Annotated in this window: 20 protein-coding genes; 8 read left to right on the forward strand and 12 right to left on the reverse strand. The window is 50.1% G+C overall.

The features are described 5' to 3' along the window. Nucleotides 1-33: 33 nt before the first annotated feature. From NEV57_RS02555 to NEV57_RS02565, 3 genes are all read left to right on the forward strand, one after another. Nucleotides 34-597 (forward strand): nucleotide exchange factor GrpE, encoded by a 564-nt coding sequence (locus tag NEV57_RS02555; protein ID WP_257656710.1) that lies wholly within the window; start codon nucleotides 34-36, stop codon nucleotides 595-597. 13 nt (nucleotides 598-610) lie between these two features. Further along, nucleotides 611-1,759 (forward strand): molecular chaperone DnaJ, encoded by a 1,149-nt coding sequence (gene dnaJ, locus NEV57_RS02560; RefSeq protein ID WP_257656711.1) that lies wholly within the window; start codon nucleotides 611-613, stop codon nucleotides 1,757-1,759. Nucleotides 1,760-2,114: 355 nt separating this feature from the next. Next, a complete protein-coding gene (locus NEV57_RS02565; protein WP_257656712.1) occupies nucleotides 2,115-2,714 on the forward strand; it encodes an outer membrane beta-barrel protein in 600 nt (199 codons plus the stop codon). A gap of 601 nt (nucleotides 2,715-3,315) precedes the next feature. On the opposite strand, the gene NEV57_RS02570 is transcribed toward NEV57_RS02565, so the two are convergent. From NEV57_RS02570 to NEV57_RS02600, 7 genes are all read right to left on the reverse strand, one after another. Further along, nucleotides 3,316-4,440, reverse strand: coding sequence for an NADH-quinone oxidoreductase subunit D (locus NEV57_RS02570; RefSeq protein ID WP_257657029.1), 1,125 nt, complete (start codon nucleotides 4,438-4,440; stop codon nucleotides 3,316-3,318). 104 nt (nucleotides 4,441-4,544) lie between these two features. Further along, nucleotides 4,545-5,078 (reverse strand): NADH-quinone oxidoreductase subunit C, encoded by a 534-nt coding sequence (locus NEV57_RS02575; protein WP_257656713.1) that lies wholly within the window; start codon nucleotides 5,076-5,078, stop codon nucleotides 4,545-4,547. Then, nucleotides 5,051-5,704: a pyridoxamine 5'-phosphate oxidase gene (gene pdxH / locus NEV57_RS02580; protein ID WP_257656714.1), complete on the reverse strand. Its 654-nt coding sequence runs from the start codon at nucleotides 5,702-5,704 to the stop codon at nucleotides 5,051-5,053. The genes NEV57_RS02575 and pdxH overlap by 28 nt, the downstream gene beginning before the upstream one ends. A gap of 107 nt (nucleotides 5,705-5,811) precedes the next feature. Continuing rightward, complete coding sequence (locus NEV57_RS02585) at nucleotides 5,812-6,624, reverse strand: M48 family metallopeptidase (protein ID WP_257656715.1); 813 nt, start codon at nucleotides 6,622-6,624, stop codon at nucleotides 5,812-5,814. Nucleotides 6,625-6,698: 74 nt separating this feature from the next. Then, the gene (gene plsY / locus NEV57_RS02590) at nucleotides 6,699-7,364 is read right to left on the reverse strand and encodes a glycerol-3-phosphate 1-O-acyltransferase PlsY (protein ID WP_257656716.1); all 666 of its coding nucleotides are present in this window, start codon (nucleotides 7,362-7,364) and stop codon (nucleotides 6,699-6,701) included. Between the two features lie 44 nt (nucleotides 7,365-7,408). Then, nucleotides 7,409-8,272: a carboxylating nicotinate-nucleotide diphosphorylase gene (nadC, locus tag NEV57_RS02595; protein ID WP_257656717.1), complete on the reverse strand. Its 864-nt coding sequence runs from the start codon at nucleotides 8,270-8,272 to the stop codon at nucleotides 7,409-7,411. Between the two features lie 141 nt (nucleotides 8,273-8,413). Further along, nucleotides 8,414-8,767, reverse strand: a complete 354-nt coding sequence (locus NEV57_RS02600; RefSeq protein WP_257656718.1) for a DUF4783 domain-containing protein — start codon at nucleotides 8,765-8,767, stop codon at nucleotides 8,414-8,416. Nucleotides 8,768-9,156: 389 nt separating this feature from the next. On the opposite strand from NEV57_RS02600, the gene gpmI reads away from it, so the two are divergent. Together gpmI and NEV57_RS02610 are read left to right on the forward strand one after the other, a co-directional pair. Continuing rightward, complete coding sequence (gpmI, locus tag NEV57_RS02605) at nucleotides 9,157-10,677, forward strand: 2,3-bisphosphoglycerate-independent phosphoglycerate mutase (protein ID WP_257656719.1); 1,521 nt, start codon at nucleotides 9,157-9,159, stop codon at nucleotides 10,675-10,677. After that, a complete protein-coding gene (locus NEV57_RS02610) occupies nucleotides 10,677-11,249 on the forward strand; it encodes a hypothetical protein (protein ID WP_257656720.1) in 573 nt (190 codons plus the stop codon). Before gpmI ends, NEV57_RS02610 begins: the two co-directional genes overlap by 1 nt. A gap of 107 nt (nucleotides 11,250-11,356) precedes the next feature. On the opposite strand, the gene NEV57_RS02615 is transcribed toward NEV57_RS02610, so the two are convergent. Beyond that, complete coding sequence (locus tag NEV57_RS02615; RefSeq protein ID WP_257656721.1) at nucleotides 11,357-11,995, reverse strand: tetratricopeptide repeat protein; 639 nt, start codon at nucleotides 11,993-11,995, stop codon at nucleotides 11,357-11,359. A 403-nt stretch (nucleotides 11,996-12,398) separates the two neighbouring features. Between NEV57_RS02615 and lon the strand changes: the two genes are divergently transcribed. Both lon and NEV57_RS02625 read left to right on the forward strand, forming a co-directional pair. Then, entirely contained in the window at nucleotides 12,399-14,855 is a 2,457-nt protein-coding gene (gene lon, locus NEV57_RS02620) for an endopeptidase La (protein ID WP_257656722.1), read from the forward strand. Nucleotides 14,856-14,943: 88 nt separating this feature from the next. Continuing rightward, nucleotides 14,944-16,248: a hemolysin family protein gene (locus NEV57_RS02625; RefSeq protein WP_257656723.1), complete on the forward strand. Its 1,305-nt coding sequence runs from the start codon at nucleotides 14,944-14,946 to the stop codon at nucleotides 16,246-16,248. On the opposite strand, the gene pyrF is transcribed toward NEV57_RS02625, so the two are convergent. Further along, nucleotides 16,238-17,074, reverse strand: a complete 837-nt coding sequence (gene pyrF / locus NEV57_RS02630) for an orotidine-5'-phosphate decarboxylase (protein ID WP_257656724.1) — start codon at nucleotides 17,072-17,074, stop codon at nucleotides 16,238-16,240. The two genes, NEV57_RS02625 and pyrF, sit on opposite strands and share 11 nt — an antisense overlap. A 102-nt stretch (nucleotides 17,075-17,176) precedes the next feature. Between pyrF and NEV57_RS02635 the strand changes: the two genes are divergently transcribed. Then, nucleotides 17,177-18,154 carry a 2-hydroxyacid dehydrogenase gene (locus tag NEV57_RS02635; RefSeq protein WP_257656725.1) on the forward strand — a complete coding sequence of 326 codons (978 nt, stop codon included), beginning with the start codon at nucleotides 17,177-17,179 and terminating at the stop codon, nucleotides 18,152-18,154. Between the two features lie 34 nt (nucleotides 18,155-18,188). On the opposite strand, the gene NEV57_RS02640 is transcribed toward NEV57_RS02635, so the two are convergent. The 3 genes from NEV57_RS02640 to NEV57_RS02650 all read right to left on the reverse strand — a co-directional run bounded on the left by NEV57_RS02640 (nucleotide 18,189) and on the right by NEV57_RS02650 (nucleotide 21,261). After that, a complete protein-coding gene (locus tag NEV57_RS02640) occupies nucleotides 18,189-19,046 on the reverse strand; it encodes a TIGR02757 family protein (RefSeq protein WP_257656726.1) in 858 nt (285 codons plus the stop codon). 19 nt (nucleotides 19,047-19,065) lie between these two features. Continuing rightward, nucleotides 19,066-20,211 carry a cystathionine gamma-synthase gene (locus NEV57_RS02645; protein ID WP_257656727.1) on the reverse strand — a complete coding sequence of 382 codons (1,146 nt, stop codon included), beginning with the start codon at nucleotides 20,209-20,211 and terminating at the stop codon, nucleotides 19,066-19,068. A 252-nt stretch (nucleotides 20,212-20,463) separates the two neighbouring features. Next, complete coding sequence (locus NEV57_RS02650; RefSeq protein ID WP_257656728.1) at nucleotides 20,464-21,261, reverse strand: NAD-dependent epimerase/dehydratase family protein; 798 nt, start codon at nucleotides 21,259-21,261, stop codon at nucleotides 20,464-20,466. Nucleotides 21,262-21,299: the final 38 nt, after the last annotated feature.

The raw sequence follows: 21,299 nt of genomic DNA on the forward strand, positions 1-21,299 counted from the left end.
GGCAGGGGCACAAGAATTGATTAGTGAATTGATATGGCACAAAAGAAAAACAGAAACGACGAAAACGACCATAGGAACGAAAATGAGTTCATTGCCCAGGATGAACCCCTGGCTACTGAGCCATCATCGGACACAGCTGAAACAGCAACAGCCGAAGAACAGTTAGCTGCCGAATTAAAAGAGGCAAACGATAAGTACATTCGGCTATATGCCGAATTTGATAATTACAAGCGTCGCGTTGCCAAGGAACGCCTCGAACTGATGCAGACGGCAGGCAAGGACATCATGGCCAGTTTACTGCCATTGATCGACGACTTTGACCGGGCACTGAAAGCAATGGAAACGGCTACTGAAGTGGATACCGTCAAAGAAGGGATCGGCCTGGTGAGCCACAAACTGAAGAACACGCTGGCACAGAAAGGACTGAAAGCGATGGAATCCATCGGAAAACCCTTTGATGCGGAACTGCAGGAAGCCATTACGAGCGTTCCGGTGCCGGACGAGGACCAGAAAGGCAAAGTAATTGATGAAATTGAAAAAGGGTATTACCTGCATGATAAAGTGTTGCGTCATGCCAAAGTGGTGGTAGGAAACTAATAAACAAGCAAGCATGGCAAAACGAGACTATTACGATGTATTGGGTGTTTCGCGCAACGCTGACCAGGCCGAAATAAAGTCGGCTTACCGGAAACTGGCCATCAAGTACCATCCGGATAAAAACCCCAACAACCACGAAGCCGAGGATAAGTTTAAAGAGGCCGCCGAGGCCTACGAAGTACTCAGCAATCCTGAAAAAAGGCAGCGCTACAATCAATTCGGGCATGCCGGTGCTTCCGGTGGCTACGGGGGCGGCAGCATGAACATGGAAGATATTTTCAGTCAATTTGGCGATATCTTCGGTGGTGGTGGCAGTCCGTTTGAAAGTTTCTTCGGCGGCGGGGGCAGTTCGCGGGGCGGGCGCCGTATCGTTAAGGGGTCAAACCTGCGCATCAAAGTAAAACTTACCCTGCAGGAAATAGCCAATGGGGCCGAAAAGAAAATCAAAGTCAATAAACAGGTGGTCTGTACTACCTGCGATGGCAGTGGTGCCAAGGACAAATCGTCATTCCATACCTGCCGTACGTGCGGAGGCACGGGGGCGGTAAGACGGGTAACCAGCACGATCCTGGGACAGATGCAAACCACCAGCACCTGCCCGACCTGTAACGGTGAAGGGGTTGAAATCACAGCCAAATGTACAACCTGTCATGGAGATGGCTTGGTCAGGGGTGAAGAAACCATTACCATCAATATTCCTGCCGGGGTTAGCGAGGGCATGCAATTATCTATGGGTGGCAAGGGAAATGCAGCCCCACGTGGAGGTGTTCCGGGTGACCTGATCATCCTGATAGAGGAAATCCCCCACGAAACATTAAAACGGGATGGCATTAATGTGATTTATGACCTGTATGTCAATTTTGTGGATGCTACACTGGGAACCAGCGTGGAAGTTCCCACGATCGACGGTAAAGCCAAGATCAAGATTGATCCCGGTACGCAGGGAGGCAAAATCCTACGCCTGAAAGGCAAGGGTGTGCCTGAAGTAAATTCCTATCATAAAGGTGATCAGCTGGTCTATGTTAACGTATGGACACCTAAAACCGTCTCTTCAGACGAGAAGCAATTGCTTGAAAACCTCCGGAATTCACCCAACTTTAAGCCCCAGCCCGGTAAAAGCGAAAAAACCTTCTTCGAACGGATAAAAGAATACTTCGAATAATTAATGGGTGTACCATCCGGTATCCACATACAGAAAGCCAGGCCTTTACGCCTGGCTTTTTTTGTTGTCATGACATTTTTGACATTAATTGTCAAAAAGTCAATACCTATTAATCCAGCAATTACACAATTTGTCAGGTTTATTGTCTTTATGCCAAATTAAATCAGTAAAGGCTAATTTATTTGAAATCAGCGTATTTTGACAGGCATTAAGCGACAAATCCATAAAGCGACAAACCCATGACAAACTAAATGGCATCACGTACGGGTTTGGCATTTGTATTGTTCAGCTGATATCAACAGTCAAAAAGTAAAAATAAAAATGACTGGATGTTTTAACTAAATTTAATACACACATGAAAAAACTATTTTTAACCTTTTCAGCAGCTATCGTTGTAGCTTTTGCAGCACAGGCACAAACCGAAAAAGGAAAAGTGATCCTGGGCGGAAGTGTTTCTTATGACTACTCTAAAGTAAAAGACGTAGACACGGAATCACAAGCATTCGGTATCCAGCCTACTGTTGGATTCTTCGTAAGTGATAACTTCGCAATCGGTACCGGAATCGGATACGGATACGAAGAAAATACCGCTGCCGCTGGCGCGACCTTTGAGGCCAACAAATTAAGCACGTTCAATGTAGCTCCCTTTGCACGTTTGTACAAAGGTGACGGTGATTTCAAGTTCTTTGGACAGCTTTCTGTACCGATGGCTTGGGGAACTGCTAAAGCAGAGGATACCGACCTGGGCACCACAGCACGTTATGGTGTTGAATTGGCTCCTGGTTTCGCTTATTTCCCAACCAGCAAAATCGGCATCGAACTGTCTGTAAGAGGCCTTTACTACCAGAACTCCTCAATTAAACCAGAAGGATCTGACGACAAGGTTTCCAGCAACTCTTTCGGTCTTAACGCCAACTCATTGGCTCCAAGACTCGGTGTACAATTTTACTTTTAATCATAGCCATTAGGCTGCACACACCAAGCGGGTGCCCCGGATATTCCAGGGCACCCGTCTTTTTTTATCTTATATCCCCCGTCGATAAGGCAACACCCTTGTACACCGGCCGCGGGATCGGCGTCCAGCGGACTCCGCAAATCCCGGAGTCAACCCTACAGCAATCACTCCATTCCCCAAACCAACGCACTCCCTATCTGCATCTGCAGGTATGCCAATCCCGCTCCTTCTGCGCACTGGGTATCACACGGATTTTAAGCCTGATTACAGCAACAATATCCAGGTAAACGAAGGGATGCCGCTTCGAATTTACATCGGCGTACTGTCCGAAATGTGCTTATACAGCAACGTCAGATATGGAGCAAGGTCTCCTCATCACCTAAAAACAAAATCGACAGAAATCAGGAATATGGATAAAAAGAAAGGTTTCCAAACGGGGAGAATGGAAACCTTTACTAACCAATTATAAACCTAAATTATGATACCGCAAAGGTAGGGTTTATTTTCAGTTTATCAAATATTTTTTCATTATTTTTAACACAAATATAATAAACATAAAATCAGTTATTTACAAACGAAAACAACCTAAAGACTCAAGCAGTTACCGGTCTACCTCGCCCAGCACGATGTCAATTGAACCCAGTATCGCGATCAAATCCGCAATCAGTACACCCTTCGCCAGCTCGGGCAGCACCGATAGGTTATTGAAACTCGGTCCACGGGCTTTTACCCGTTTGGGAATATCTGTTTTTTCCTGCGTAACGAAATAAAAACCAAGTTCCCCTTTCGGGTTTTCGGCACGCACATAATAGTCCTGCGGTTTCAGGTTAACTTTCTTGGGCACTAATGCCCGGGGGTCAAACTCCGGGGTCCGCTTCAGCGGACCCGAAAGCCGCTCCAGGCATTGTTCAATGATCTTCACAGACTCCCTGATTTCGTCCACGCGTACCTTGTAACGATCCCAGCAATCCCCGGTAGTCCCCGCCTCCCCTTTCCCGACGGGTATTTCAAATTCAATTTCGGGGTATACCGAATAACCATCGACCCGCCGCAGATCCCATTTGATCCCTGAAGCGCGCAGCATCGGACCGGAACAGCCGTAGTTAATAGCTACGTCGGATGGCAATATGCCGATATTGGCTGTCCGTGAAATAAAGATCTGGTTTGTCGTTAGCAACTCGTCCAGTTCAATAAGCTTAGGTTTAAAATAGGTGATAAATTCGGCACATCGCTCTTCAAATCCGACAGGCAGGTCATAAAATAAGCCACCCACCCAGATGTAGTTGTAAAGCATCCGTGATCCGGATGCCCATTCCAGCATATTCATGATATGCTCACGGTCCCGGAAACACCACATAAACGGCGTGAATGCGCCGATGTCAATTCCATACGTTCCGATAGCAATCAGGTGGGAAGCAATCCGGTTAAGCTCGCAGACCAGCACACGTATATACTCAATCCGTTTTGGAATCTGCCCATCAATCCCCAGCATCCGCTCCACCCCCATTACAAACGCATGGCTGTTGTTCATGGAGGCCAGGTAGTCCATGCGATCGGTAAAGGGAATCGTTTTGCCGTAATTCATCGATTCGGCATGCTTTTCAAAGCAACGGTGCAGGTACCCCAGGTGCGGGATTACTTCTTTCACGATCTCACCGTCGGTAATCAGCTGCAGGCGCAGGACCCCGTGTGTCGAAGGATGCTGGGGCCCCATGTTAATCACCATCTCCTCACTGCCAATAGCGGCAAGACGTGCTTCATAAGCCCGCAGTGCCTCCTGATAGGGCTTTTCTGCACTGGTTTCAATTGTATTTTCTGCCATTGCTGTGTTTATTTAATGGCAATGCCATGATAGGTTTCGGCTTCTTGGTAATCTTTCCGCAAGGGGTAACCTTCCCAATCGTCGGGCAGCAAGATGCGTCGCAGATCGGGGTGGTTTTCAAAGAAAATGCCCATCAGGTCAAACGCCTCCCGCTCATGCCAATCGGCGGTCCGCCACACCGAACTGACGCTCGGTAGTGCTGGCAGGTGATCCGGATGCCGGTCGTTGGCGATGCGTACCTTAAGGGTAAGCTGTTGCTTGTATGGAATCGAAGCCAGGTGATACACCACTGTAAATGTACCGGCTACTATCCCATCGTCCACGGCGCTGATACACGAAAGGAAGTCGAAATACGTCGCTTCATGATCGCGTAAAAACCGGCAGACTTCCGTTAACTGCTCCGGCGTGATAAAAAGTGCCGGTTGCAGACCATCCTGCGCTTCCGCCACAATAACAGATTCACCGAACCGGTTGATCAGCAATGTACGTATCTTTCCGAAAGACTCCATGTTGCTCAGGGAGCCAGCCTCGCTATTCTCCATACCTCATTTTCTTTTTTATAAACCAACCGGTCGTGCAGCCGGTTATTCCGGCCCTGCCAGAATTCAATTTGTTCCGGAAGCAGCAGATAACCTCCCCAATGTTCAGGACGCGGTATGTCGTCCGTATCCCGGTAATTTTCCTCCAGTACATGCAATTGACCATCCAGTTCCTCCCGGTTTGCAATCTCCCGGCTCTGCGGCGATACCAGGGCACCCAGCCGGCTGCCTTTGGGCCTCGACCGGAAATAGGCATCGGCAGCCTCAGCAGGCAATTTTTCCACTTTTCCTTCTACCCGCACCTGCCGTTGCAATTCGGGCCAGAAAAACAGCAGGGCCGCATGGGGAGTTGCAGCCAGTTCCGTACCTTTTCGACTTGTATAATTCGTGTAAAAACCGAGCCCGAGCCGGTCGACCTGCTTCAGCAGCACAATCCGTGAAGAAGGCTTTCCGGAAGCCGAAACAGTGGATAATGTCATGGCATTGGGTTCCATAACCCCTTTGTCAACGGCTTCGTTAAACCACTGCTGGAACTGGACCAGGGGGTCTTCGGCAAGGTCACCTTCGTTTAGCTGCCCCATTTCGTACGCCATCCGCATCCCTGCGATATCTTTTTGTTCCAAGTTCATCGCCCATCTGATTAGGACACAAACATACAAAAAAGTAGCCGCAATCGTCGTGTTTCCGGGGCGGAAGACACGGACGTTACCGGGAATTTATATCGGATCTCCTGGAATTATTTCTTATAATATTTCATTGCCTCGGGAATCAGCTTCTGGATATCGTTGATCCGCCGCGCATCGCTGGGGTGGGTACTGAGAAACTCGGGAGGTGCTCCCCCGCCCTGCGACTGCTTGGCCTGTGCCATCCGTTCCCAAAACCCGACTGCCTCATTCGGATCATATCCTGCAATGGCCATGAACACCAGGCCCAGCCGATCGGCTTCGCTTTCCTGATTGCGCGAATAACTCAGCAGGGCAAGCTGTCCACCCAGTCCATAAGCGGTATTGATAATGGCACGGGTAGCGTTCGACTTTTCCGATGTGGCAATCCCTACTGCCGCTCCCCCAGCCTGTGCCACGATGGATTGCGACATCCGTTCCGCCGAATGCTTGGCAATGGCGTGTGCAATCTCATGCCCCATTACCGTAGCCAGTCCGGCATCGTTCTTCGTTACGGGTAAAATACCGGAATAAACGGCCACTTTGCCTCCCGGCATGCACCAGGCATTGATCTGGTCTTCCTGAACCAGCGTAAATTCCCAATTGAAATCATATTGGTCGGCATAACCGCTTTCGGTCAGGAATTTATTCACTGCCGCAGAAATATTCTTGCCTACGCGCTGAACGGATTGCGCAGCGCTGCTGCTTTTAACTACTTTGGTGGATGGATCCGCCAAAAATTCTTTGTACACCAATGCCGCTTGCTGCTGGATCTCGCCATCGTCGACCAAGCTCAGCTGACGCCTTCCCGTAAGCGGAACCGTAGCACAGCCGATCGCCAGGGCGATAATCAACAAAACGGCTGTTGTTTTAGTAAATAACTTCATGGTATTCAATTTATTACTTGCTTAAGTATAATCAACAAATCAGGTGATGGTTTTGTTCTGTTAACCAAAGCAATTTATATGCCGGTTTCATCCGGATAGCTTCGCTTTTTTCGGAATACGACCTTCGACTCTTTCCCCTTGAGCAGCCGCTCGATATTTTTCTGGTGTGTGATTAAAATGAGGGCACAGATACAGATACCATAAAGCAGCACAGACTTAACCGAAGTATGGAACAGAAACACGATGCTGAATGGAAATGCAAAACCGGCACAAATAGAACTCAGGGACACATACCGGGTCAGCAGCAACACGACTAAAAAGACCGACACACAAACAAGTGCCGCCTCAAAATGCACAGCCAGCACCATACCGAACAGTGTGGCAACTCCCTTACCGCCACGAAAACCGGCGAACACCGGAAACAAGTGTCCAACGACGGCGATGACACCCAGGGCCAGCTGGTAATTCACAAATTGGGCGGCGGTAAGCGGACCGGTAACCGATGGTCCGATGAAATAAGCAAGGTTGGTGGCCGTCCACCCTTTCAGGATATCGATAATCATGACCGCAACCCCTGCCCGGGTGCCCAGTACCCGAAAGGTATTGGTTGCGCCGGCATTACCGCTTCCATATTCGCGGACATCCACCTTATAAAAAGCCTGCCCCAGCCAAACCGCCGTCGGAATGGATCCAAATAAATAAGCCAATATGACTGCGCCGATTAAATAAATCGATATCATGAATTGCAAATTAATCAAAAAGAAGCAAAAAACAAGGTCTTGGTCTATCCGTCAATAATTTTTGCCTTTAAGCTCATATCCAGGCTTTTCACCGAGTGCGTAAGGGCACCGATGGACAGGTAATCCACGCCTGCCTCCGCGTATTGGCGGACCTGCGCTGCGGTAATCCCTCCCGAAGCCTCCGTAATGTACCGGCCGTTGACCCGGGCTACCGCTTCCCTGACCAGCTCGGGTGTAAAATTGTCGAACATAATCCGTTCCACGCGACCGGTATCCAGCACTTCCTGTAGTTCATTCAGGTTGCGGACCTCAATTTCAATCGCGATATTCCGTCCCTGGGTTTCACGGTAATGGTTTGCCTTTTCAATGGCCTGCCGGATACCACCGGCATAATCAACATGGTTATCCTTTATCAGGATCATGTCATAAAGACCGAACCGGTGGTTCGTTCCGCCACCGAGCAAAACGGCCTTTTTCTCCAGAAAACGAAGTAAGGGTGTTGTTTTTCGGGTATCCAGCACTTTCGTACGGGTACCAGACAGGATTTCCATGATCCGATGGGTTGCGGTGGCAATTCCGCTCATCCGCTGCATAATATTGAGCAGTAAACGCTCCGCCAGCAGCAGGCTATGGATCCGGCCGTGCGCCAGCAGTACAATATCACCGGTCTTTACGGGGTCACCATCCGCTTTCAGCAGCCGGACCGCTACGTCGCGATCAACCACTTCAAATACGGTCTGTGCTTCCTCCAGGCCGGCCAGTATACCCGTCTCTTTGATTATCAGCTGTGCTTCTCCCTGCTTTTCGGGCGGTATGGTAGCAAGCGATGTGTGATCACCGTCTCCCATATCTTCCCGCAGTGCCTCGGCAATAAAATTGATTAATCTAATTTTTTCTTCCTGAATCATTCGTCAATTGATAAAAAAGCAATGCCATCCCAAATCTGTGGCAAAGCAGCAAGGGTTGGCCGAGCGGACAATCCTGCAAATCACCGCTAAGATGGATATTTAAAATAAAATAAGAAAAAAAAATAAAATTTGGATTCGGGGTCAGTAAATCGATTCGACGCGGAATTCGGTAATCCTGAAGCTGTTATCGCTATTGGTTAGTTTATAGGACACCCGGAACGTATCGGAGGCAGTTTCCAGGTTCAGGACTACATAGCGGAAATTGGGATTTGAATCCAGCCGATGGGCAATGGATACACCCGTGGGCAAATTTCTGTTGAAGAACTCGCGCAGGATGATTTCTGCCTGTACGCGGGAATAAACCCCGTCGTCATTGAGCAATGTCATGCTCACGGTCGACGAAAAAAACTTGGAAAGTTCCTTGGTGTCGGCTTCCTTGATGCAGGATGTAATGTCATCGATTACGTCAATAGCCGCAAAGCTGGTAATCATCATCAAACACATCATACCCGCAATGCCCAACCGTCTAATCAGTCTAAAACCTTTCTCTTTCACAGTCGTTGTAATTGTTTATTCAAATGTAGTTGCACTTAATGAAACCATGATCGGTCGCACCGATGTAGCCTATTTCGTACGGAGCAGCGCGGCAATCGCCGGTCTACCCGCTTTAATTTGGGTATAGCTAAAAACATGCCATATTTACCGGCATTCGGCCCGCAAAATCCCCGGTCATCCAGACACACCGCCGGATCGGGCATTAATCCATGAAATAGCCCATTAAACCCACCGAAAAAGCGTATATTTGTACCACGGAACGACAAAATTGTTACACGTACGCTTCATTGACACCAATGAACGTGAACAGTTAATCAATAATTATTTGAATGAAAAAAGTAGCACTCATAATCCTGGATGGTTTAGGTTACGGCAAACATGACCGGTCAAATGCCGTGCTGGCGGCAAACACACCTTACCTGGACAAACTGCTGGCGAATTCTCCCAACAGCCGCCTGGCCGCTTCAGGTGAAGCCGTAGGCCTTCCGGAAGGCCAAATGGGAAATTCAGAGGTTGGTCATATGAACCTCGGGGCAGGGCGCGTCGTCTATCAGGAACTGGGCCGTATCCATAAGGCGGTGAATGACGGTGAGTTTCAAAAAAATGAAACGCTGCAACGGGCGTTCGAATATGCGAAGTCCAATCATGCCCGGGTCCATTTCATCGGCCTGTTATCGGACGGTGGCGTACATGCGCACACCAAGCACCTGCGCGGACTATGCGACGCAGCAAAACAGGCGGGATTAACTGCTGACCGTGTTTTTGTGCACGCATTCCTGGACGGGCGGGATACCGATCCCAATTCCGGTATCGAATACGTACGTGCACTGGAACAGTACCTGCCCTCCAGCACCGGACAACTCGCTTCGGCCATCGGAAGGTATTACGCCATGGATCGGGATAACCGGTGGGAACGGGTAAAGCAGGCCTATGATCTATTGGTTCACGGAACCGGCACCCCTACCCAGGACATCGGCGCCGCCATCCAGCAGTCATACGATGCGGGTGTAACCGACGAGTTTGTTAAACCCATTGTCAAAACCGACGCACAGGGAGCGCCACTGGCCACTATTCGGGAAGGGGACGTCGTCATCTGCTTTAACTTCCGGACGGATCGCGGACGGGAAATCACGATCGCACTTACGCAAAAGGCATTTCCCGAATACCAGATGGAGCCGCTGAAACTGCATTACGTTACCCTGACCGCGTATGACGATACGTTTAAACACGTGGATGTGGTATTCCACAAAGATAACCTCGCCAATACCCTGGGCGAAGTACTCGAAACCCATGGCAAAACACAGACCCGTATTGCGGAAACGGAAAAATACCCTCACGTGACTTTCTTTTTTTCCGGAGGCCGGGAAAAGGAATTTAACGGGGAATCCCGCCTCCTCATCCCGTCGCCGAAAGTGGCTACGTACGACCTGCAACCGGAAATGAGCGCACAGGGCGTAGCCGATGCAATTTGCAACGAGATAAACACACGGGAACCTGATTTCATCTGCCTGAACTTTGCCAATCCGGACATGGTAGGCCATACAGGCGTATTCGAAGCCGTGGTCAAGGCGGTGGAAACAGTCGACCGCTGTACGCAGCAGGTGGTTGAGTGCGGGCTCCATGCCGGATATACGTTTATTATTATTGCCGATCACGGCAATGCGGAATTCATGGTCAATGATGATGGTTCGGTCAACACCGCACACACCACCAACCTGGTTCCGTGTATTCTGGTGAACAGTGATTTTAAAACGATTGCCGACGGCAAATTAGGTGACATTGCTCCCACGATCTTAACGATCATGGGCGTTCCTATTCCCGCGGAAATGACAGGAAATAGTTTGGTTTAATGGACCGGAGGAAAAAAATAGCAGCCATACCCGCATATGGCATGGGAATATTGCTGTTTGCGGTAACGGCGTGCTCCTCACCTGACGGCCAACCGGCAGCCACTGCATCGGCAACTGCTTATTTTAGCCTGGAGCATTACTTCAAAGCGGAGGCTGAGCGCCTGCAGCAGGCTTCGCCTGAAATCACCAAAACGGTGGTGAAAAGCGGAATGGAAGAGACACGCAACGTGTGGATCGATGGGTGGGAAAATGAATTACGTCTGTTTTCCGAATCAGACATCAACAAACCCGCATGGCAGCAAAGCTACCGGGTCGACAGCGCGGGAAGCACCGTCACTTACCACAGCCTTGATCCCGGACTGCGCACGCAGGAGATCACCGTGGAGAAACAACCGGACGGACAGATCAGGCACATCCGGATCCGGAACCATGTGGAGAACATGCTATACCGGTCGGAAGAGCAACTGGATTATTATCCCGATTCGCTTTACCGGATCAACAAAAATCAGCACGTAGCCGTAATCGGCGACAACACTTACCGCATTACCGGTGTATTTCCAGCGCGTCAATAAAAAAAAGGTTGCCGATAAGCCGGGGTCTTACCCCTGTGTGCCGTTAAAACGCCACACCGCTTAGCGGCAACCTCTGCCAGCAATAAAATCAGCGCTGGACCCGGCCCTTATTTCAGGTTATCCCGGTATACTTTCGCTTTCTTTATTTCTGTCTGAATATCTTTCTTACCGGGCGTCAGCGCCAGTACCTGTTCAAAATCCACGATCGATTTATCATATGCGTCAACGGCCACGGCCTTGTCGTAATTTGCCGTTCCCGTAGTGCCGCGCAATATCCCCAGATCGCGGTAGGCAATCGCGCGGTTCTGATACAGTTTTACATCCTCCGCATTCAACTCAATCGCCTTGGTATAATCGGCTATTGCCGCATTCAGCATTTTTTCCCGGTTACTGCTGCTTACCCGTGTTTCCGTCTGAACGGCCAAAATATTATTTGCCTTTCCGCGGTAATAGTAAGCCGCTACGTTATCGGGGGTTAATTCAATGACTTTGCTGAATGAGTCCTTCGCCTTATTGTAATCGCCGCTGTGATATTGCGAATAGCCCAGCATGTACCATACGTTTTCATCGTCCCCTTCCTGTGGCAGTGCTTTTTGCAGGTAGCCAGCAGCCGATTTAAAATCACCATCCAGCAACGCTTTCTGCCCTAACCGGACATTGGGATTGCTCGGTGCGGTTTCCGTAGTCTGCCCATGCGCCATCACAACACCCAGGCATAACAGTCCGGCTATCAGGCCACGGTTCATTTTTTTACACGTTGATTTCAATTTGTCTCGTTTCATATTTTTCAATTACAATAAAACTCATGCGCTGCTGCACTGACACAGCAACTGTCGGTATTCGTAGCAATATCCATGCTACAAAATCCAGCAGTGTTACAAACATACTTAAAATCATAATCACAAACAATGCCGGCATTCATTGAAAATAATTTGGCATACACCGATAACCGGCCACCTGTCCTGTTGAACTGACTTTTTTTCAGCTTTTCAATACGCTAACGGTAAAATGAATGGCGGAATTGTTAAAATATAGAAAAAAACACGGGTTGGCATAAGGCTTGCAGACAGATCAATTAACATTAGTCAGGCAACTAAGACAAACAGTGGCTGCCAATATGGCGCCGTTACAAGCTAAAGAACAACATAGATGAGTAATAAATACGATTCATTCTTTGACCAAGGAATCCCCATCATAAACGAAGACACCGAATTTTTCCCATTGCTGAGCCAGCAGGATGAAGACGAGATGACCAATGCCGAATTGCCGGAAACGCTTGCGATTCTTCCGCTGCGCAATACCGTGTTGTTCCCTGGCGTGGTTATTCCGATTACCGTGGGCCGCGACAAATCCATTAAACTGGTTAAAGACGCATATAAGGGCGACCGGATTATCGGTGTGGTGTCCCAGCAGGACATGTCTATTGAAGACCCCACATTTGAGCAGCTTAACAAGGTAGGTACGGTGGCGATGATCATTAAGATTCTGCAAATGCCCGATGGCAACACCACGGTTATTATACAGGGCAAGCAGCGCTTCCAGCTTAACGAACTCGTCCAGAGCGAGCCTTATTTCAAAGCATCCATTGAACGGTTCCAGGAGAAAAAACACAAAACCAACCGCGAATTCAATGCGCTGATTTCCTCTATTAAGGAAATGGCACTGCAGATTATACAACTATCACCGCATATACCGAGCGAGGCGGGCATTGCCATCAAAAACATTGAGAGTCCCGGGTTCTTAATCAACTTCATCTCGTCGAACCTCAATGCCGATCTGCCGTTCAAACAGCAGTTGCTCGAAATCGCCAACCTGGAAAAACGTGCATCCCGTGTATTGGAACAGCTTAATCTTGAGCTTCAGATGCTGGAGCTTAAAACACAGATACAAAATAAAGTAAAAGGTGATCTTGATAAGCAGCAACGGGATTATTTCCTTAACCAGCAGCTTAAAACCATTCAGGAAGAGCTGGGCGGGATAACGCCGGATCTTGAGATCGAGGACCTTCGGAAACAGGCAAAGGATAAAAAATGGTCCAAGGAAGTGGACCAGCATTTCCACAAAGAACTCGACAAGCTGGCCCGCATCAATCCGGCCGCCGCGGATTATTCTGTACAGTTAAACTACCTGGAATTGCTGCTTGAGTTGCCGTGGAATCATTTTACCAAGGACAATTTCGATCTCCAGCGGGCAAAGAAAATACTGGACAGGGATCATTACGGACTTGATAAAGTAAAGAGCCGGATCATTGAATACCTCGCCGTACTCAAGCTCAGAAACAACATGAAGGCACCTATACTGTGCCTGGTGGGCCCTCCGGGTGTAGGTAAAACGTCGTTGGGCAAATCGATAGCCAAGGCACTGGGGCGTAAATACACCCGGATGGCCCTTGGCGGCATCCGCGACGAAGCCGAAATCAGGGGACACCGGAAAACCTATATCGGCGCCATGCCGGGCCGCATTATCCAATCGCTGAAAAAGGCCGGAGCAGCCAACCCGGTATTTGTGCTTGATGAAATCGACAAGGTAGGCAGCGACTTCCGGGGGGACCCCTCTTCGGCCCTGCTGGAGGTGCTCGATCCGGAACAGAATAATGCCTTTTACGACCATTACGTGGAACTGGATTACGACCTGTCCAACGTGATGTTCATCGCAACAGCTAACTCGCTGAGCAGCATACAACCGGCCCTGCTCGACCGTATGGAAATCATCGAAGTAAACGGGTATACCATCGAAGAAAAAATAGAAATTGCCAAGCGGCACCTCATTCCCAAGCAGCGCGAGCTGCATGGCATCGGGGCCAAGGACCTCGCCATGCGGGGCAAGGTGATCGAAAAAATCATCGACGAATATACCCGTGAGTCGGGGGTACGTGGATTGGAGAAAAAAATCGGGTCGATTGTGCGGGGTGTGGCAACCGGCATCGTCATGGAGCAGCCCGTTAAATCGCCTATTACCGAAAAAGAGGTCGAAGATATCCTGGGTGCACCGATTTTTGACAAGGAGTTCTATGAGCACAGTGAAACGGCCGGCGTAGTCACCGGACTGGCCTGGACACAGGTGGGAGGCGACATTCTTTATATTGAATCGAGCCTAAGCCGCGGTAAAGGTAAACTGACGTTAACCGGTAATCTCGGCGATGTGATGAAGGAATCGGCCAATATTGCGCTGGCTTACTTAAAGTCGCACGCCGATGAGTTCGGGATCGACTACAAAGTATTCGACCACTGGGATATACACATCCATGTGCCTGCCGGTGCCACGCCGAAGGACGGGCCATCAGCCGGAATTACGATGCTTACCGCATTAGCTTCCAGTTTTACCCAGCGTAAAGTGAAGGACAAACTGGCCATGACCGGGGAAATTACCCTGCGCGGCAAGGTGCTTCCTGTCGGCGGAATAAAGGAAAAGATACTGGCTGCCAAGCGGGCAAATATCCGGGAAATTATCCTATCCAAAGCGAACCGGAAAGACATCCTGCAAATCAAGGAACATTACCTGAAGGACCTGACGTTCCATTACGTCAGCGAAATGCGGGAGGTCATTGACCTGGCACTCCTGAATACGCGGGTAAAAAATGCGAAGAGCCTGGATGTCACCGTTTAACTATTAAGCAAAGAACAGGCACTGCAAGCAGCACCGGCAACATGCCGGTGCTATTTTGTTTATCCGATTAATTTTCTATTTTAGCTACATGCTTACAGAATCGCTGATTATTTTAGCGCTGATATTACTAAACGGGGTTTTTTCTGCTTCTGAAATTGCCATTATATCAAGCCGGAAAGCCCGTTTACAAACCCTATCCGACCGCAAGAATGCCGCTGCCAAGCAGGTATTAAAATTAAAGGAATCGCCCAATCAGTTTCTCTCCACCGTTCAGATCGGCATCACGCTGATCGGTATACTCACCGGTATTTTCGGAGGAAGTACCATTGCGCAACGCATTGATGTCTACCTCAGTGACGTCCGTTGGCTCGATGGTTACAGTAGTCAGCTTTCCGTATTTATTGTCGTGCTCATCATTACTTTCCTTACCCTGGTACTCGGTGAACTCGTACCGAAACGCATCGGACTGGCCATGCCTGAAAAATACGCCATGCTGGTCGCCATCCCCATGAACCTGCTGAGTCGGGTCGTCGCGCCGTTCGTATGGCTGCTCAGCGCCACCACGGAGGCCATTGTACGGCTGCTGAACGTCAAAACATCTAAAAATGCCGTAACCGAAGAGGAGATTAAAGCGTTGGTTGATGAAGGTGCCGACAGCGGGGCGATTGAGCATATCGAACACGAGATTGTAGACCGGGTGTTTAGTCTGGGCGACAAAAAGGCGGTCAACTTAATGACGCACCGCAGCAATATTGTGTGGCTCGACGTGAACGACGATTATGAAACCCATAAAGAAACCATACTGGAAAGCGGACATTCGGTATACCCGGTGTGTGAAAACGGACTTGACAATATTATCGGCATCGTACACATTAAGTCGCTGCTGAACAAATACCTCATTGCGGCACCCATCCAGTTGAAGGAACTTACACAGCCGCTGAACTATGTGCATGAAAATAGTTCTGCATACAGTATCCTCAATAAATTCCGGGCATCCAAGATCCATCAGGCGGTCGTACTGGATGAATACGGATCCTTGCAGGGCATCGTCACGCTCAACGATATTTTGAGCAGTCTGGTGGGTAATATTTCAGAAAGCGAAAGCGTGGAAAGGCCGGACATCGTAACCCGCGAAGACGGCAGTTTCCTGATCGACGGCCAGTATCAGCTCAATGAGTTGTTTGAAACATTGGATATTACGGTGTCAGACGATGAAGAAGACGAAGGCCTCGGCAGTATTAACACCATTGCCGGACTGATCCTCCTCAAACTCGGGCACGTACCCAGTGCCGGGGAAAAATTCCAATGGAAAGACCATGAGTTTGAAGTGGTTGACATGGATGGTAACCGGATCGATAAGGTCCTGGTTACGTTTCTGAGACTTAATCAATAAGGCCGGCGGCCAGCAGCTCCTGTTCCATTTCCCGCTGTAACGCCTGGGCCTCCAGCCGGGCTTTATCGGCGAAGTCGCGCCCGTTCGACGCGTAAATGATGGAGCGTGTCGCATTAACCAGCAACCCACAGTCCTTATTCATACCGTAAGCACATACGTCGCGCAGGCTCCCCCCCTGTGCACCAACACCGGGTACTAACAGAAAATGATCGGGCGCGTATTTCCGTACCGCCGAGAATGCTTCGCCGCGAGTGGCGCCTACTACATACATGATATCTTCCGGACTGCCCCAGGTATTCACGCGCTCAATAACCTGCTCAAAAAGCGCCTTCCCCGTTGCATCGGTTATCGTCTGAAAATCGAGTCCGCCTGCATTGGAAGTGAGTGCCAGCACAATCGCCCATTTTCCGTCGAAACCCAGGAAGGGCTGCACCGAATCACTTCCCATATACGGGGAAACAGTCAACGCGTCAAAACCCAGTCCCGACACCTGCTCGTCGAAAAAAGCCGCAGCATACATCCGGGCCGTATTACCGATATCGCCGCGCTTGGCATCCGCGATGCGCAGGCATTCCGCGGGAAGTGCCGCCCAGGTCCGCTGTAGACTTGCCCAGCCGGCTACTCCCCTGCACTCATAAAATGCGATATTGGGCTTATAGGCCACGCAAAGATCAGCCGTAGCCTCAATGATCTGCCGGTTAAATTCAAAAACCGGATCTTCATAGGATAACAGGTGTTCAGGGATTTTCGTGATGTCGGTGTCAAGTCCGACACAAAGAAAAGAACGCTTGCTTTTTATCTGGCGGATCAGCTCGGATCGGGTCATCTGCTTGGAATATAATAAATGATGATGCGGTGTTATTGCAGCTGCAAACCTAAGACAAAAATCGCTGTTAAAAAATAAAAAGTACTATCTTTACCCCTAACCATGAAAGTTTTCATCACACGCCAGGTTCCTCCCGTCATCAAGCAAGCATTCACCGATCAGGGATTCCAGACAGCCGAATGGACAGAAAGACGCAACCTGACGCCCGAAGAATTGATCCGTTACGCCAAAGAAAGCGACGGCCTGTTCAGTGTGGGAAGCAACCGCATCGATCGCAGCTTCCTGCAGGAATGCCGCCACCTGAAAGTCATCGCGTTGTGCAGTGTCGGCTATGACCGGGTAGATGTACCCGCGGCCACAGAGCTGGGGATTCCCATTGGCAATACACCGGGTGTGCTCAGCAAAACCACGGCGGATACCGCTTTCCTGCTCATGCAGAATGTGGCCCGGAAGGCGTTGCACATGCACAAGGAAATCCTTCGTGGCAACTGGGATTTTTTCGACCCCATGGCTAATCTTGGCGTGGAGCTTACGGGTAAAACCCTGGGGATTTATGGCTTGGGCCGGATCGGTTTTGAGCTGGCCAAAAGTTGTCGGCTGGCCTTTGACATGCCGGTTATTTACCATAACCGCGGCCGGAATGAGCAGGCCGAAAAGGAACTGGGTGCCCGTCGGGTGTCATTTGACGAGCTGCTCCGGCAAAGTGATATACTGAGTGTGCATGCCAACCTGAGCGATGAAACGCGGGAAGTTTTTAACCGGGATACGTTTTCAAAAATGAAAAGTTCGGCCATTTTCATTAATACTGCCCGTGGACAGCTCCACCGGGAAGACGACCTACGACAGGCCATTGAGACAGGAACGATCTGGGGAGCAGGGCTCGATGTCACCAATCCCGAACCCTCCGCCAGTGACAACCCGTTGCTTGATATGCCCACCGTGGCTGTGCTGCCCCATATCGGCTCGGCCACTGTGGAAACACGGATGAAAATGATGCAGCTCACGGTAGCCAATATCATTGCCGGGCTCCGGGACGAAAAACTGCCGCATTGCGTAAACCCCGAAGTTTACCTCCGTTAAGTGCAAACCCGGCACCTTCCGGTGCGTCCGACGGCTACAGTTCACCTTCGATGCCGAGACCAAATAATGCAAAATCGTACTTCACCGGGTCAGCGGCATCCAGCAACCGAAGGTTACCCGTCAGTTCCAATGCCATTTTCCAGTCTGCCTGTTTGCGGGTGATTAAACCCAGTTTGCGGGCCACGCGCTCAACATGCACGTCACATGGACAGATCAGCTGTGCTGGCGACAGCCGTTTCCACAGGCCAAAGTCCACTCCCCTATTATCCGCCCGCACCATCCACCGCAAAAACATGTTAAGCCGTTTGCATGCCGAGTTCCGGCGGGGCGAGCTGATGTGTTTCCTTGTCCGTTCGGGATAGTCGTCGAGACTAAAAAAATAAGTTTGGAAATGGTTTAGTGCCGTTTCCACATCGAAACCAGGCCGAAGTTCGTGCAGGTAGCACGCCGCCGATGCCAACTCGATGTCTGCTGGGGGTACCGGGTTTTCTTCCATGTATTCTGTCCGGAATTCCCCATGCGCAGCCGGCGGAATAAATGCGTTTTCCAGCGACTGGTAATGGGAATAGTGGTGATGGAAAAACCGGATAAAATAGAGCAGGTCAGTATCATTGAACGTCCGGTGCCGGAATCCAAGCAGCTGCTTCAGGTCGCCATCCGAGTGGTTGCGAACAAACGCATAAGGTGCTCCGTCCATGCGCTGGATCAGCTCCGTGCACTTGTTTATAATGGTTTTTCGCTGACCCCAGGCAAGTACTGCAGCAAAAAAACCCATAATTTCAATATCCTGTTTTACTGTAAACCGATGGGGAATACAGATCGGGTCATTGGCAATGAAATCCGGGGAGTTGTATACGTGAACCCGGCTGTCGAGAAATTCCTTTAACTGCAACGGTAGCCCTCCCCGTTAATTACGCCAGCGCCTGCTCCAGGTCGGCCAGTAAATCGGTAATATCTTCCACACCCACACTGATCCGGATCAGGCTATCAACTACGCCTACGCGCTCCCGTGCTTCTTTTGGAATGGAGCCATGCGTCATGGTGGCCGGATGGTTGATCAGCGACTCCACCCCGCCCAATGATTCGGCCAGTGTAAACACCTTGAACGAACCGGCGATCCGGAAGGTTTCCGCCAAAGAGGCATCCTTCAGCACCACAGACACCATACCCCCGAAATCACGCATTTGCTTCTTCGCCACGGCATGGCCGGGGTGATCTTCAAAACCGGGCCAGTAAACCTGTTCAATCCGGGGATGTTTCCGGAGAAATTCAGCAACCTGCCGACCATTTTCGCAATGTGCCTTCATCCGTAGGTGCAGGGTCTTGATTCCCCGTAATACCAGAAATGCATCCTGGGGACCAGGTGTACCTCCGCAGGCATTGTAATAAAAGAACAGGTCGTCATACAGTGCTTTGTCATTCATGACCAGCGCGCCCATTACCACATCGGAGTGGCCGCCAATGTATTTCGTTACCGAATGCATGACGATATCCGCCCCCAGGTCCAGCGGATTCTGGAGGTAGGGCGATGCAAAAGTGTTGTCTACCGCGAAAAGTACACCTGCAGTTTTGGCGATCCGGCCGATGGCTTCGATATCGGCCAGTTTCAGGGTTGGATTAGTGGGTGTTTCAACCCAGATGAGCCGGGTATTGGCGTTTATTTTTTCCTGTACCGCTGCCGGTTCCGAAGTATTGACGAAATGGAATTTAATGCCGTAATGTGCGAATACCTTCGTGAATATCCGGTATGACCCGCCATAAAGGTCGTCGCCGGTGATGACCTCATCACCCGGGCGCAACAGCTTCAGCACCGTCTCCGTAGCGGCCATACCACTGGCGAACGCCAGCGCATGTTTCCCGTTTTCCAGTGCCGCAAGGCAGTCCTCCAGTGCCTTCCGTGTGGGGTTGGTCCCCCGTGAATATTCGTAGCCCTTATGATCGCCGGGTGCCGCCTGCTGGTAAGTGGATGTCTGGTAAATCGGCGTCATGACCGCGCCTGTAGTAGGGTCTGATTTTTGACCGGCATGGATGGCTTTTGTTGCAAATTTATATTCCATAGTGCAATTGGATATCTTTATGTCAGCATGTTTTGGTAAAGGTATCAAACTTTTATTGAACTTGTAGTAGCACTCAACGGGATTCATCCACCATCCGAGCACCCTCCGTGGACAGTAAGTTCAGGGTATACGTGGAAAAAGGTGGACTCAACGTGGACTCAGGGTGGAGTCACCGTGGAATCACTGCGGACGAATATCGCACATGCATCGCATCAGGGGCGAAGCAGGAACACGCAATACCGGCCCGGAAAATTAAAAATACAACGGAGAAGGATAAACAAACTGATAGCCCAGGTCATGGATCAGCCGCTCGGGAGACACCACTTTTGCGGTTTGGTCGGTATCGGTATATCCGGCAGGCAGGCCGTAACCGTATTTCTCAGCCGATACCGCGATCACATCTTTCTTCAATGGGTGTTCAGGACTGACGACATTATACGTCTTTCCCTGGGTTTCCTGCGCTATCATGGCCCTGATGACACGGTAAATATCCTCCACATGGACGAAATTGGCTGTCTGGTAGCCGATTTCGCAGATTTTGCCGACAAAATGCTTGGCCATCACGCGTTCGAGGCCAAACAATCCGCCCAGCCGGAGCAGGTTAACCTGTTTATGCTGCGCGCGCAGCATGGATTCTCCCAATAACAACTTCGGCTCAAGATCGGATTCCGGAAGCGAATCTTCCGTAATGGTCGCGCTTACCTTGGGATAAATACCCACGGAACCGAAGAAAAACAATTGCCTGAACTGCAAGGAGGTTAAAAACCCAAGCAGGCTGGTGAACCGCGACCGGACACCCTCCAGCGAATCTTTGTATGTGATGGGCACGCTGATAATCACTACGTCAAAAGGAGTATCGCGCAGTTCAGCAGTGGGAACAGCCGGCACGGCGTCATCAAAATTCACCATTACGGGCGTAACGCCCATTTCGGTCAATTTCACAAACTTTTCCGTGGAAGTGGTCGTCCCCCATACCCGGTGTCCTTCACCAAGCATTTCACCCGCGGCATAGGTACCCACCCATCCACAGCCGATAATCAATACGTTCATAATTACTAAGCTAAGAAAACTGCAGCGGACACCATTGC

This window comes from Parapedobacter lycopersici (genome assembly GCF_024643285.1).
Classification (GTDB): Bacteria; Bacteroidota; Bacteroidia; order Sphingobacteriales; family Sphingobacteriaceae; genus Parapedobacter; species Parapedobacter lycopersici.

Coding starts and splice junctions, on each gene's coding strand:
- NEV57_RS02555 (WP_257656710.1), top strand. CDS start 34: ATGGCACAAAAGAAAAACAGAAACGACGAAAACGACCATAGGAACGAA.
- dnaJ (WP_257656711.1), top strand. CDS start 611: ATGGCAAAACGAGACTATTACGATGTATTGGGTGTTTCGCGCAACGCT.
- NEV57_RS02565 (WP_257656712.1), top strand. CDS start 2,115: ATGAAAAAACTATTTTTAACCTTTTCAGCAGCTATCGTTGTAGCTTTT.
- NEV57_RS02570 (WP_257657029.1), bottom strand. CDS start 4,440: ATGGTGATTAACATGGGGCCCCAGCATCCTTCGACACACGGGGTCCTG.
- NEV57_RS02575 (WP_257656713.1), bottom strand. CDS start 5,078: ATGGAGAATAGCGAGGCTGGCTCCCTGAGCAACATGGAGTCTTTCGGA.
- pdxH (WP_257656714.1), bottom strand. CDS start 5,704: ATGAACTTGGAACAAAAAGATATCGCAGGGATGCGGATGGCGTACGAA.
- NEV57_RS02585 (WP_257656715.1), bottom strand. CDS start 6,624: ATGAAGTTATTTACTAAAACAACAGCCGTTTTGTTGATTATCGCCCTG.
- plsY (WP_257656716.1), bottom strand. CDS start 7,364: ATGATATCGATTTATTTAATCGGCGCAGTCATATTGGCTTATTTATTT.
- nadC (WP_257656717.1), bottom strand. CDS start 8,272: ATGATTCAGGAAGAAAAAATTAGATTAATCAATTTTATTGCCGAGGCA.
- NEV57_RS02600 (WP_257656718.1), bottom strand. CDS start 8,767: ATGATGATTACCAGCTTTGCGGCTATTGACGTAATCGATGACATTACA.
- gpmI (WP_257656719.1), top strand. CDS start 9,157: ATGAAAAAAGTAGCACTCATAATCCTGGATGGTTTAGGTTACGGCAAA.
- NEV57_RS02610 (WP_257656720.1), top strand. CDS start 10,677: ATGGACCGGAGGAAAAAAATAGCAGCCATACCCGCATATGGCATGGGA.
- NEV57_RS02615 (WP_257656721.1), bottom strand. CDS start 11,995: ATGAACCGTGGCCTGATAGCCGGACTGTTATGCCTGGGTGTTGTGATG.
- lon (WP_257656722.1), top strand. CDS start 12,399: ATGAGTAATAAATACGATTCATTCTTTGACCAAGGAATCCCCATCATA.
- NEV57_RS02625 (WP_257656723.1), top strand. CDS start 14,944: ATGCTTACAGAATCGCTGATTATTTTAGCGCTGATATTACTAAACGGG.
- pyrF (WP_257656724.1), bottom strand. CDS start 17,074: ATGACCCGATCCGAGCTGATCCGCCAGATAAAAAGCAAGCGTTCTTTT.
- NEV57_RS02635 (WP_257656725.1), top strand. CDS start 17,177: ATGAAAGTTTTCATCACACGCCAGGTTCCTCCCGTCATCAAGCAAGCA.
- NEV57_RS02645 (WP_257656727.1), bottom strand. CDS start 20,211: ATGGAATATAAATTTGCAACAAAAGCCATCCATGCCGGTCAAAAATCA.
- NEV57_RS02650 (WP_257656728.1), bottom strand. CDS start 21,261: ATGAACGTATTGATTATCGGCTGTGGATGGGTGGGTACCTATGCCGCG.